This is a genomic window from Streptomyces lydicus, assembly GCF_004125265.1.
GTDB classification, from domain to species: Bacteria; Actinomycetota; Actinomycetes; order Streptomycetales; family Streptomycetaceae; genus Streptomyces; species Streptomyces lydicus_C.
Genome location: NZ_RDTE01000003.1, coordinates 268,531 through 280,595, shown reverse-complemented (window position 1 = coordinate 280,595; position 12,065 = coordinate 268,531). Strand labels below are relative to the sequence as shown.

Below are 12,065 nucleotides of genomic sequence, written 5' to 3'. Positions count from 1 at the left end.
GTCAAGACCGGCCGGGTGGGCGGGCGGTGTTCGAAGGACGATAGAAAGGGGGGATGGCCGAGCGTGAAGCCCCTGCGAGGGACGTGGATGATGTGGACGCGGTGACCCGTGCGGTGCTCACGGCGTCAAGACTGCTGGTCGCGGTGTCCGCGCGTTCGCTTGCGGAGGTCGAGGAGCGGGTGACGCTGCCGCAGTTCCGGATGCTGGTGGTTCTCTCCACGCGTGGCGCCACCAAACTGGTCGTCCTCGCAGAACTGCTCCAGGTCGCCCCTTCGACCGCGATGCGCATGGTGGACCGGCTCATCACGGCGGGTCTGGCAGACCGGCAGATCAACCCCGGCAATCGCCGCGAGACCCTGCTGACGCTCACGGAGGAGGGGCGTCGCACCGTCGAGGATGTCACCAGCCGACGCCGCGCCGAGATCAGCGAGATCGTCGAACGGCTGGCCCCAGGTGAGCGGGCCGCTCTCATCAAGGCGTTGACCGCTCTCAACGAGGCGGGCGGTGAGCCGCCCGCGCACGATCTGGAGCTGCATCCGCTGGGCTGGACCGACGCCTCGACGCAGCGGGGTGACTGAGGCCGGCGAAATCGGGACGGCGAACCGGGACGGCGAACCGGGACGGCGAACCGGGACGGCGAAACCGGGACGGCGACGTGAACTCGGCTGAATTGTCAGGGGGTCCCGTCGAGGCGGTCACATGCGCATCACCGCCGGACCGCCACCGGGCATCCTGCTCACTTGGGAATGGTTGAGGCGACGTCGTCGAGGGTGGAGTCCTTGACCAGACCGGTGTCCTCCATGACATCCATGTGATCCTGGACGGTGTTGTTGGTCTGGGTCGCCAGCCACCGTATCAGGGTGTTCTTGGTGGCCGCCCGGACCTCGCCGATGGTGATGAAGATCTTGCCGTGCGAGGCCCGCAAAAGGTCCACGAAGAGCTGGTCGAAGGCGCGGCCCTGGGCGTTCTTCAGCTGGTTGAGCCAGCCCTGCTGTTCGGCGGTGGCCTGGTCGGGGATCGGCACGTTCAGCGCAGCGGAGTCCTCACGGGCCAGCTGGTCGAGTTTGCTGTGCCCTTCGAGCAGATGCATACCGGCACGTTTGATGGCTTCGCTCGAAGCATGCGTCTGCGCGAGCCGTCCGGCCGGCATCTCCCACAACCCGGCCTGCCGGACCTTGGTGAGGAACGTCTTGTCCAGTGCCGTGACTGCCCCCGTGTTACCTGCCTCAGGGGCGGCCGGGCCGGCCTCTGCGGCCGGGAGGTGTGCGGAGACCGATGCGTCGGCGGAGTTGTTTCGCTGGGCGAGCCACACGGATACGGTGGCGATGACCGCTATGAGAGCGACGGTGACGGTGATCACCCGGCCGCGGCCGGCCGGCTGCCTGGCATTTCGAGCATGAGACTTCATCATGCCTCCTGGAGTGCGCGACAACTCGCTGACGAGTGCTGTGGCGCAGCGGACTGCTGGGGCATGAGCCACGCTAATCTTTGCATGGGGCAAAGGAATCGATTCAGCGATGATGCGCAAAAGCGGTTGACGCTCGATACCTATCGGATACGATCCCGCCTTCGTCTTGCCGTGCAGCGTGGCGCGTGCCGCTCGCCGCTCGGCGTCCGCATACCGCCGAGGCACATACCGCCGACCGCCGACCGCCGACCGCCGACCGCCGACCGCCGACCACCGCCAGCGGACCGCTGGCCACCCACTACCGACTACCGACTACCGACGCGTTCAGGCAGGCCGTTTGCTCCTCTGCGACCTTCCGGGCCTTGCCGGTACGCACCGCCACGCGAGGCCTGCGGCCGTCAGGTAGGCGAGCGCGCCGATGGCCATGCTCAGGCGCGTTCCCGCGTTGTAGTCGGCGGCGGTGGCGAGCAGGGTGCCGCCCAGTGCAACGCCGGTGGCGCTGCCGATCTGGCGGGTGGTGTTGAACAACGCGGAGGCGGTCCCCGAGTACGTCTCGGGCGCGGCGCCCATCACGGTGGTGGTCGAGCCGGTGAGGGCGAAAGAGGTGCCGAAGCCCGCGGCCATCATCGGGAGCACCAGCAGCGGGTAGGCCGGGGCGGCTCCTGCCGCGGCCCAGCCCGCCAGCCCCAGGGCCGCCAGGAGCATGCCGCAGACCACCAGCGGACGATCGCCGGTCGCGCGGGTCAGCCGCCCGGACAGGACAGAGGCGAACATGGTCATCGCCACCGCCGGGAAGAGGGCCACGCCGGTGCCGAGGGCGCTGTAGCCGCGCTGGTGCTGGAAATCCAGGCTGGCGGTGAACACCATGCCGTAGAAGCCGAAGTTGAACAGCAGGCCGATCAGGGCTCCGCCGCTCATCGCAGGTGACCGGAACATGCGCGGTGGCAGGGCGGGGGACCGGGCCAGCCGCTCGCGCGCCACCAGGGCCACGACCGCCGTGACGGACAGGCCCAGCCCCGTGAGAACGACCGGATCGGACCAGCCGCGACGTCCGGCCTCGTTGAGGGCGGCCGTCAGCAGTGCCACCGCCGTCACGACCAGGCATTGTGCCGGCCAGTCCAGGACCCGGCCGGCGCGGCGGGGCGAGGGTGCGACCTGCCGCAGCGTCAATACCAGGCAGGCCAGGCCGACCGGCAGATTGATCAGGAACACCCATCGCCAGCCCGCGGTGGAGACCAGCAGTCCACCCAGCAACGGCCCGGCGGACGCCGCGATACCCGCCATCGAGCCCCATAGCCCGAAGGCCCGTGAGCGTGCGGCGGCTGCCGGGTAGGCCTGCTGGAGCAGCGCCAGGGATCCGGGCACGATCAGCGCCGCGCCGAGTCCTTCCACCAGCCGGGCGGCGATCAGGAACGGGGCACTCGGCGCGAGCGCGCACGCGGCCGAGGACGCGGTGAACACGACCACGCCCGTGCAGAAGATCCGGCGGTTCCCCAGCCGGTCGCCCAGCGCCCCGCCGGTCAGCAGAAACCCGGCGAAAACCAGGGTGTACCCGTCGGTGATCCACTGAATGCCGGTGAGCGAGGCCGACAGCTCCCGGCCCACCACCGGGACGGCGACGTTGATGATCGTCACGTCCAGGATCACCATGAAATACCCGGCGCACACCGCCAGCAGCGGCGCCAAGGACTGCCGCCCGGACTCCGGCGCCGGATCCGGAGCAGGTACGGCCCCGCCGCCGTCGGCTGCCGCCGCGCACATCATGTCGACCACTCCGTCCATCCCGCCTGCGGGAGAATTGTCCGAGATGAACCGTAAGGCGCGCAGGGCGCATCGTGCGGGATCCGGGCTGACGCGGACGTCCTCGGTGAGTTCAACGGCCCGGGCGCGGTGCTCAAGAGGGAGACAGCCGCCGAGCCCTCCCGCATCCACTCGGTCGGCACCTGGACCGGGCGATCGGCGTGTGGCTAGCATCCGCTGATGCCCTCGATGGTCCCGTCACTGCCGCCCGGTTACCGTTCGCGGCCCGCGGGCGCCCACGACATCCAGGCGATCCGGGCTCTGGTCACGGCCTGCGAACGAGAGGTGTACGGGTGCGTGCGCAGCGATGCCGGGGCCGTCGCCGCCGATCTCGCGCGGCCGGGTCTGGTGCCGGAGTCGGACACCGTGCTCGTCCATGACCGGGCCGGGAGTCTGGCCGCCCGGGCCTGGGTGGACCGGCGCTCCGAGGTCGACGTGCACCCGGAGTACCGGGGCCGGGGCCTGGGCGCGGCACTTCTCGACTGGACGCAGGCGCGGGCGCGGCAGGCCGGGATGGACCGCATCGTGCAGACCGTGCCGGACGCGGATTCCGGTGCCGTCGCACTGTTGCGTTCGCGCGGGTACAAGCCGCTGGTGACGGCCTGGCTGCTGGAGTTCGCCATGCCGGTCGAGCCCTCGGTGCCCGAGCCGCCGACGGGCGTGGTGGTGCGGCCCTTCCGCGTCGGCGACGGGCCCGCCACGCACGTCCTCGTCCAGGACGCGTTCGACGAGTGGCAGGAGCGGCGGCAGGCATACGAGGAGTGGGCCACCCACACCGTCGAGCGAGCCGCCTTCGCCCCGGCACAGTCGACCCTGGCACTCGCTGACGGGCAACTGATCGGTGCCGCCCTGGCGTTGGACGTACCCGGTACGGGCGAGGGCTACATCGAGCAGGTCGCCGTCCGCCACGACCACCGCAGCCGGGGTATCGCCCGGCTCCTGCTACGCCACACGTTCCGCGCCTTCCACGGGACGGGCCGGCCCTCCTGCACCCTCTGGACGCACTCGGACACCGGCGCGCTCGACCTGTATCTACGGGTGGGCATGACGATCCGGCACAGCTCCACGGTCTTCCGCAAAGACCTGCGTGCCTAGTTAGGCTTCCCTCTCGGCACCAGCCTCGACAGCCTCGGCCCAGTAGCGCCCCTCATGTTCGACCACGCCCAGAAGCCCCCGTACCCCGACGCCCTTCGACCGGACGAAACTCCGGCGCCGCACGCCCTGCTCGCTCCGGTGCTCGGGTTCCTGGGCACCTGGGCCGGCCGGGGCCGCGGCGAGTACCCGACGCTCGACGAGCAGTTCACCTACGCGCAGGAAGTCACCTTCAGCCATGACGGGCGTCCCTTCCTCCATTACGAGGCACGCGCCTGGCTGCTCGATGCGGACGGTACCCCGCTGCGCCCGTCGGCCAGGGAGAACGGCTGGTGGCGGCTGCAGCCCGAGGGACGGGTGGAGGCATTGATCACCCAGCCCACCGGCATCGCGGAGATCTCGGTCGGCGGCGCCGCTGACAACACGGTCGACCTCTCCACCCATGAGGTGGCTCTCGCCCCCACCGCCAAGGAGGTCACCGCCACCCGCCGCCGCTACACCCTTGCCGACGAGGACACCCTCACCTTCGTCCACGACCTCGCGGCGGTCGGTCAGCCGCTGCAACACCACCTCTCCGCGCAGCTTCGACGCCGGGGCTGACCCCGGCCACGACGCTGCCGCATGCCGCTCCTGCACCGGCTGCCGGTCGGTCAGCCGACGGTCGGCCAGTCCCACCCCAACTGCAGGAAGAGGCCGAGCCGGTCGGAGACACCGCGAATCTCGCTGATCCGGCCGGCGGTGACGGTGAAGACGAAGATCGCCTCGTTCTCGAAGCTGCGGCCGGTCGGCACCGGCATCCGGGGATGAGCACCGGAGCTGACGCCGCTCTGGGTGATCCTGGCGACGACCTTGTCGCCCTCGGCGACCAGTTCGTCGATCCGTGCATGGTAGGGCGCCAGCGCCGAGAGCTGGGTGGCGATGGCCGCGAAGGCCGCGCCGGGCTCATCAGGTTCGCCGTGGATGACCTTGTTGTGGTCCACCACGTCCGCCGCCAGATAGTCGCCCAGGTCGGCTAAGCGGAGGTGGTTGAGCGCGGCGAAGAAGCCCGTGACGAGCTCTTTGTTCTCGCTGGTGGTGGACATGCTCCCACCCTTTCTCTTACGACGTAAGGTTTAGCTGGGCGCCACTCTTGCCTTACGATGTAAGAAAGTCAAGGGGGCTGTCGGTACATGGGAACGACCAGCAAGCGGGTGGGGCTCACGCGCGCCAAGGTGCTGCGCGCGGCTCTGGAAGCCGCCGACCGGGACGGCGTCGACAAGCTGTCCATGCGCCGTCTGGGCGCCGAGCTCGGCGTCGAGGCAATGACCCTCTACCACTACCTGCCCAACAAAGCCGCCCTGCTGGACGGCCTGGTCGAGTTGGTGGTCTCGGCCGTGCGTCCCTCCTTCGACGGACCGGCGGATGAATGGCCGCTGCGCCTGAGGGAGTTCGCCGTCGCCTTCCGGTCGGAACTGCTGCGGCATACCGGAGTGATCGCACTGGTCGCCACGCGCCCGGTCCGATCTCCCGTAGCCCTCCAGATAGTTGAGGACACCGCAGCCGCGCTCGGGCGCGCCGGGATCGCCCCCGTCGAGGCCCTGCGGGTCGTCAACTCCGTCACCACACTGGTGATCGGGCACTGCCTGGCCGAAGCAGCCGACACCCCAGGGCACCCTGAGCGGCCCACCGACGATGCCCTTGACCTCGCCGAGTTCCCCACACTGTCCGAAGCGGTCGCGGGCGGACTCGGCACGCCGTCCGACCACCAGGCCCGCTTCGACCTCGCACTGGACGCCCTGCTGTCCGGCCTCCGAGACGCCATTGTCACAACGACGCGGAAGTAGCGGGTAGCGGCCGGCCGGCCGGCCGGTCGTCGTCCCTTCGGTGCGAGCGCGGCTGCGTGTCCCTCTACCGTCGGTCCGGCTTCCTGCCGTCCGCCGATCTCCTCGAAGCCCGGTGATGCGAGGGACGATCCGGCCGCGTACCGGCGGCGGCGGGAGACGGCAAGCTGTGGGCCGGTCGCTGGTAGGGAAGTTCGCCGACACCGCATCGCCGGCACGGTTCATTCGCGTCGCATTCCGCCGACCGTGACGCCGCCGACCGAGCCGGGCAGCCGCCAGTCGAACGGGCGGAGTTCCTTCTCCCAGCCGGGTGCCCCGGCAAGGGCGTTGACGGCTTCGGGCGCCCGCAAAAGACAACGATGACGCAGGAGTTCACGCCGCTCACCGACGGCCAACTGCGCCGCATCTCCACTGAGGTCTTCCGCAGTGTCGATATCCGCGTCGCCGGCGACATTGAGCTCCAGGGACGTCGAGGTGCGGTAGTCGAGGCGGAAGTTGGTGGCCCACTGTGACTGAGCACCCCAGTCATGCGACTCATCGACCGTGGGCCGGTAGTTGCGCCGGAAGGTCCAGTACAGCGGGAAGCAGTCGGCGACTCCGCGCTGGGCGTGGTTTCTGCCGGCCCGGACACGGACCCCCGCCCGGCTGAAGAGCAGGTCGCCGAGCATCAGCCCCGGCCACACGACTTGCGTGATCCGGATCGGTGCAGCGAGGTCATCGGCTTGCTCGACATCGACGATCTCGTGGAAGAACGGGTCGAAGGTGCCGGCCGCCGCGTCCTCGTCGTCGAACGCCGTCATGCCCAGCCCGGTGAACAAGGCGACGTACTCGGACAGGGAGACCCCCGGCCATTGCAGACGACGTACTGGCCACGACGGTCCGGGCGGAGCGTCACCGGAAGGCTGGAACCCCAAGAGCAGTACATCGTTCACACGGCTGAGGGCGTAGAGCTCTCGGATGAGGAGCCCGCTCCCGCGCATTGCCGTCTCACCGGTCCACCAACCATCGTGGACGGCCGCCCGCGCCAGCCATAGGCGGTATTCGTCCCCGGTCTGTTGCAGCCATGGCACCGAGGTCACCTCGTGCGCATGCGGACCTTCGTGTTCGTGCAGCGCCCGGAAGAGTGCCCGCGCGTCCACCCCGTTCTCGTACATGAGCGGATCCTAGGAGAGACGTCGAAGCCGCCTTGTCGCCGCAGTCCACCCGGAGTCCGCGCAGGGTCCCCCGTCAACCGCACTGCTCACCCGGCCGGCCTCCCCGGTCTCACCGGCCCCCCTCGGACCGTACAGCGCTGCCGGAACGGAATCCTCCGTATCGGACCGCACGCCGGTGCCGGGCCCCTCCCTGTCGGACTGTACGGCGTGCGTGCCGTCACCGCACCGGCCTGCCGTGTGACCATGATCGGCTCCTGACCTGGGGTGATGGCCGTCGGACGGCTCCTTCTCCGTCCCCGCCTTCCCTGTACGTGTGCTCGCTGACGGCAGCGGATCCGACAAGCAGCGCGGTCCCTCATCTCCCCGGCCTGATCCCTGTGCGGCGTCCTACACGGAATCCGAGTCGGACTCGCCGTTTCGAGTGATCCGGTGCTCCGTTTGACGTTTGTGGTTCTGCGAGGTGGTTCATTCGGTGCTGGGCCGGCGCCACAAGCCGCCACCAGCCGTGCGCCGGCTGCCTTCGGCGTGCCCGTGTCCCTTTCCACGTCCTTTCCCACCTCACTGCCCGCCTCCCTCTCGACTTCCCTTCCCAAGTCCGCGTGCCAGGCGCCGGATTGGTCCTTGCGCGAAGCCCCTTGCTGCTCCGAAGCACCCGAAGCCCGCGAAGCACCGAAGTCCCAGCGAAGGAGAAAAGTGACCACCATCGAGGAACGGTCATGAACGACATCCGCCCCGGCCACCGCCGTGAGCCCACCGGGGCCGAGCGTGCCACCGAGAAGACCTGTGAGCAGCTCGCCCGCGAACTTCTGCTGGTCGGCCCCGAACCGGCCAACGAAGACCTCAAACTGCGCTACCTCGACGTACTGATCGACAACGGGCTGGAGCCGACCGTCGACCCCAAGCGCATCCTGATCGTCGGAGCGGGCATCGCCGGCCTGGTCGCCGGTGATCTGCTGACCCGCGCCGGGCACGAGGTGACGATCCTGGAGGCCAACGCCAACCGGGTCGGCGGCCGGATCAAGACCTTCCACGCCAAGAAGGGGGAGCCGCCGCCCTTCACCGACCCCGCGCAGTACGCGGAGGCCGGGGCGATGCGCCTGCCCAGCTTCCATCCGCTGACCCTGGCGCTGATCGACAAACTCGGGCTGAAGCGGCGGCTGTTCTTCAACGTCGACATCGATCCGGCGACCGGCAACCAGAGCGCCCCGCTGCCGCCGGTGATCTACAAGTCGTTCAAGGACGGCAAGGTCTGGACGAACGGCGCCCCCAGCCCCGAGTTCCGGGCCCCGGACAAGTGCAACCACACCTGGATCCGCACCAACCGCACACAGGTACGGCGCGCCCAGTACGCCAAGGACCCGTCCGCGATCAACGAGGGCTTCCACCTCACCGGCGACGCATCGCGGCTGCCCGTCGCCGAGATGGTCCACCAGGCACTGGAGCCGGTGCGCGACTACTACTCCGTGCTGCAGAGCGACGGGACCCGGGTCAACAAGCCCTTCCAGGAGTGGCTGGACGGCTGGGCCGAGGTCATCCGGGACTTCGACGGCTATTCGATGGGCCGTTTCCTGCGCGAGTACGCCGGGTTGAGCGATGAGGCCATCGAGGCGATCGGCACGATCGAGAACATGACCTCGCGGCTGCACCTCGCGTTCTTCCACAGCTTCCTGGGCCGCAGCGACATCGACCCCGCCGCCACGTACTGGGAGATCGAGGGCGGCAGCAGGCGGCTTCCGGAAGCACTCGCCAAGGATCTGCGGGACCAGATCGTGATGGGTCAGCGGATGGTCCGGCTGGAGTACTACGATCCGGGCCGCGACGGCCATCAGGGCACGCTCGCCGGGCCGGGCGGCCCCGCCGTCGCCCTCCAGACCGTGCCCGAGGGCGACCCGTACGGAGAGCCGCAGACCTGGACCGGTGACCTGGCGATCGTCACCATCCCCTTCTCCAGCCTGCGCTTCACCACCGTGACCCCGCCGTTCTCCTACAAGAAGCGCCGCGCCGTCATCGAGACGCACTACGACCAGGCCACCAAGGTGCTCCTGGAATTCTCCCGCCGCTGGTGGGAGTTCACCGAGGCGGACTGGAAGCGGGAGCTGGACGCCATTGCACCCGGTCTCTACGAGTACTACCAGCAGTGGGGCGAGGACGACGCCGAGGCCGCGGTGTCCGTGCCGCAGCACCTGCGGGATCTGCCCACCGGCCTGCTCGGCGCCCATCCGAGCGTGGACGAGAAGCGCATCAGCCAGGAACAGGTCGAGTACTACCGCAACTCCTCACTGCGCGGCGGCGTACGGCCGGCCACCCACGCGGTCGGTGGCGGTTCCACCACCGACAACCCCAACCGCTTCATGTACTACCCCTCGCACCCCGTCCCCGGCAGCAGCGGAGGCGTCGTACTGGCCGGCTACTCCTGGTCGGACGACGCGGCCCGCTGGGACTCCTTCGACGACGCCGAGCGCTACAGCTACGCCCTGCTCAACCTCCAGTCGGTGCACGGCCGCCGGATCGAGGTCTTCTACACCGGCGCCGGCCAGACCCAGAGCTGGCTGCGCGACCCGTACGCCTGCGGTGAGGCGGCCGTCTACACCCCGCATCAGATGACCGGTTTCCACCTCGACGCGGTCCGGGCCGAGGGGCCGGTGCACTTCGCCGGTGAACATGTCTCGCTCAAACACGCCTGGATCGAAGGCGCGGTGGAGACGGCCGTCCGTGCCGCCCTCACGGTCCACGAGTCCCCCGTGGCGTACGAGAGCGCCGCCGCCGCGCGGACCGCGGAGCCCCGGGAGAGCCGGGCAGGCACCACACCGCCGGACCCGTCGCGAGAGGACGTGGTGACCTCATGACCACCTCGCACACCTGCACCGTCGCCGAGTACCTGGCCCTCAGGCTGGAACAGCTCGGCATCACCCATCTGTTCGGCGTTCCGGGCGACCATCTGGGCCCGTTCCTGTCGGCCCTGCACGAGAAGACCACGGTGCGCTGGGTGGGCACCCCGACCGAGGGAGGCGCGGGCCAGGCCGCCGACGGGTATGCGCGGGTGAAGTCCGCCGACGCGCAGACCGCACTCGGCGAGCAGGGCATCGGTGCGGTCGCGGTCACTTACAGCGTGGGCGCGTTCAACCTGCTCAACGCGATCGGCGGCGGCTTCGCCGAGTATGTGCCGCTGATCGCGATCAATGCCGCGCCGTCCTACGAGCAGTGGCTCAACCAGCGGGCGATCGGCCTGCTCACCTCGCACATGTCCCAGCGCCCCGAGAGCAACCTGGAGGTCTACCGCCAGGTGACCGTGGACGCACAGGCGATCTCCAACCCGGGCCTGGCCCCCACCCAGATCGACAGCGCGATCACCGCGTGCCTCTCCCACCGCCGGCCGGTCTATCTGGAGGTCATGGACGACGTCTGGGGGGCACGGTGTCCCGCACCCCAGGGCCGGCTGACGCGGCGGGAGCGGCCGGTCACCGCCAGGAACGAGCGGATGCTCGACCAGGCGGTCACGGCATGCATCGAGCTGGTGCGGCACCACCGCAACCCGATCCTGTGGGCCGGTGAGGAGATCGACCGCTTCCGGCTGTCCGACGAGTTCGAAAAGCTGGTGCGCGAGACCCGCATCCCGTTCTGCACCACCGTCGGCGCCAAGTCCGTGGTCTCCGAGTACACCCCGGGCTTCTCCGGCGTCTACAACGGCAAGGCCAGCAGCCCGGAGGTGGCCGAGGTCTTCAACAATGCAGGCTGCCGCATCGGGCTGGGCTCGTGGGCGACCTCGAAGAACCTCGACGGTGCGCGGTCGATCGGCGACGACTGGGCGGTCGCCGCCCACGATGGTGTGCACGTCGGCGCTTCGTACTTCCCCGATGTGCAGCTCGCCCGGTTCCTTCCGGCGCTACGGGAACGCCTGGTCGCCGAGTTCGGCAGCGGTGCCTTCGAGGCGGACTACTTCACCCGCGCACATGACGAGGGTCTGGACGTCCCCGGCAGCACCGCCGCCTACCTGGACTCCCAGACCGGTGGCCCGTACCCGCAGAACGTGACCTACGACAGCCTCTTCCGCCACCTCAGCGCCTTCCTCGAAGCACAGACCACCGAGTCCCGGGGCGAGCGCACCAACCCGTTCACCGTGGTGTGCGACGCCGCGTTCGCGCTGATCGGCTCGATGAATCTGCGGATGGCGGAGCGCGCCTCGTACGTGGCGCAGAACAGCTGGCTGTCCATCGGCTATTCGGTCGGCGCGGCCACCGGTGTGGCGCTCGGCCGGCGCCATGCGGACAAGCGCCCGCTGGTCTTCGTCGGCGACGGCTCCTTCCAGGAGACGTGCCAGGAGATGTCCACCCATGTGCGGCACGGCCTGCGCCCGGTGGTGTTCGTCCTGGACAACGAAGGCTTCTACGGCATCGAGCAGTTGCTCGTCCAGCCCTGCTACTACCGGGAGGGGACGCCCCGCTCCGACGGTGCCGAGTTCTACAACGAACTGCACCCCTGGCGGTACGAGAAGCTTGCGGAGGTCTTCGGCTCCGCCAAGCACCCGATGAACGGCGTCACCGTCCGCACGCACGACGAACTCACCACCCTGCTCCAGCGGATCGCCGAGCCCACCGACACGATCAACCAGGGCCCGATCGTCGTACGGGTGCAGCTCGGGCGGCACGACTATCCCCAGGCGCTCAAGTACAAGATCGCCGAGAACTGTCCGCCGCCCGGCGGCGTGCCGGGGGAGGGGGCCGCACGATGACCGGAGCCGTCGAGCGGCGGGCCGGAGTGGCGGGCTGGAGCGGTGCGCCGGAGTGGCGGGCC

Annotated in this window: 10 protein-coding genes; 6 read left to right on the top strand and 4 right to left on the bottom strand. The window is 69.5% G+C overall.

What is annotated here, in order from left to right:
* Positions 1-53 precede the first annotated feature (53 nt).
* Positions 54-578 carry a MarR family winged helix-turn-helix transcriptional regulator gene (locus D9V36_RS04090; protein ID WP_129292542.1) on the top strand — a complete coding sequence of 175 codons (525 nt, stop codon included), beginning with the start codon at positions 54-56 and terminating at the stop codon, positions 576-578.
* 158 nt (positions 579-736) lie between these two features.
* Here the strand turns inward: D9V36_RS04090 and D9V36_RS04085 are convergent, their stop codons facing one another.
* Positions 737-1,411 (bottom strand): DUF4142 domain-containing protein, encoded by a 675-nt coding sequence (locus tag D9V36_RS04085; protein ID WP_129292541.1) that lies wholly within the window; start codon positions 1,409-1,411, stop codon positions 737-739.
* A 321-nt stretch (positions 1,412-1,732) separates the two neighbouring features.
* Positions 1,733-3,169, bottom strand: coding sequence for an MFS transporter (locus D9V36_RS04080; RefSeq protein ID WP_206739798.1), 1,437 nt, complete (start codon positions 3,167-3,169; stop codon positions 1,733-1,735).
* Between the two features lie 219 nt (positions 3,170-3,388).
* On the opposite strand from D9V36_RS04080, the gene D9V36_RS04075 reads away from it, so the two are divergent.
* Complete coding sequence (locus tag D9V36_RS04075; RefSeq protein ID WP_129292540.1) at positions 3,389-4,303, top strand: GNAT family N-acetyltransferase; 915 nt, start codon at positions 3,389-3,391, stop codon at positions 4,301-4,303.
* 54 nt (positions 4,304-4,357) lie between these two features.
* Complete coding sequence (locus D9V36_RS04070) at positions 4,358-4,900, top strand: FABP family protein (protein WP_129292539.1); 543 nt, start codon at positions 4,358-4,360, stop codon at positions 4,898-4,900.
* 50 nt (positions 4,901-4,950) lie between these two features.
* Here the strand turns inward: D9V36_RS04070 and D9V36_RS04065 are convergent, their stop codons facing one another.
* Complete coding sequence (locus D9V36_RS04065; RefSeq protein WP_129292538.1) at positions 4,951-5,382, bottom strand: ester cyclase; 432 nt, start codon at positions 5,380-5,382, stop codon at positions 4,951-4,953.
* An 87-nt stretch (positions 5,383-5,469) separates the two neighbouring features.
* On the opposite strand from D9V36_RS04065, the gene D9V36_RS04060 reads away from it, so the two are divergent.
* Positions 5,470-6,123, top strand: coding sequence for a TetR/AcrR family transcriptional regulator C-terminal domain-containing protein (locus D9V36_RS04060; RefSeq protein ID WP_129292537.1), 654 nt, complete (start codon positions 5,470-5,472; stop codon positions 6,121-6,123).
* A 218-nt stretch (positions 6,124-6,341) separates the two neighbouring features.
* Here the strand turns inward: D9V36_RS04060 and D9V36_RS04055 are convergent, their stop codons facing one another.
* Complete coding sequence (locus tag D9V36_RS04055; RefSeq protein ID WP_129292536.1) at positions 6,342-7,274, bottom strand: hypothetical protein; 933 nt, start codon at positions 7,272-7,274, stop codon at positions 6,342-6,344.
* Positions 7,275-7,990: 716 nt separating this feature from the next.
* Between D9V36_RS04055 and D9V36_RS04050 the strand changes: the two genes are divergently transcribed.
* Together D9V36_RS04050 and D9V36_RS04045 are read left to right on the top strand one after the other, a co-directional pair.
* Entirely contained in the window at positions 7,991-10,120 is a 2,130-nt protein-coding gene (locus D9V36_RS04050) for a flavin monoamine oxidase family protein (RefSeq protein ID WP_129292535.1), read from the top strand.
* On the top strand, positions 10,117-12,003 hold the full coding sequence (locus D9V36_RS04045; RefSeq protein WP_129292534.1) for an alpha-keto acid decarboxylase family protein: 1,887 nt from the start codon (positions 10,117-10,119) through the stop codon (positions 12,001-12,003). The genes D9V36_RS04050 and D9V36_RS04045 overlap by 4 nt, the downstream gene beginning before the upstream one ends.
* Positions 12,004-12,065 lie beyond the last annotated feature (62 nt).

Coding starts and splice junctions, on each gene's coding strand:
- D9V36_RS04090 (WP_129292542.1), top strand. CDS start 54: ATGGCCGAGCGTGAAGCCCCTGCGAGGGACGTGGATGATGTGGACGCG.
- D9V36_RS04085 (WP_129292541.1), bottom strand. CDS start 1,411: ATGATGAAGTCTCATGCTCGAAATGCCAGGCAGCCGGCCGGCCGCGGC.
- D9V36_RS04080 (WP_206739798.1), bottom strand. CDS start 3,169: ATGTGCGCGGCGGCAGCCGACGGCGGCGGGGCCGTACCTGCTCCGGAT.
- D9V36_RS04075 (WP_129292540.1), top strand. CDS start 3,389: ATGCCCTCGATGGTCCCGTCACTGCCGCCCGGTTACCGTTCGCGGCCC.
- D9V36_RS04070 (WP_129292539.1), top strand. CDS start 4,358: ATGTTCGACCACGCCCAGAAGCCCCCGTACCCCGACGCCCTTCGACCG.
- D9V36_RS04065 (WP_129292538.1), bottom strand. CDS start 5,382: ATGTCCACCACCAGCGAGAACAAAGAGCTCGTCACGGGCTTCTTCGCC.
- D9V36_RS04060 (WP_129292537.1), top strand. CDS start 5,470: ATGGGAACGACCAGCAAGCGGGTGGGGCTCACGCGCGCCAAGGTGCTG.
- D9V36_RS04055 (WP_129292536.1), bottom strand. CDS start 7,274: ATGTACGAGAACGGGGTGGACGCGCGGGCACTCTTCCGGGCGCTGCAC.
- D9V36_RS04050 (WP_129292535.1), top strand. CDS start 7,991: ATGAACGACATCCGCCCCGGCCACCGCCGTGAGCCCACCGGGGCCGAG.
- D9V36_RS04045 (WP_129292534.1), top strand. CDS start 10,117: ATGACCACCTCGCACACCTGCACCGTCGCCGAGTACCTGGCCCTCAGG.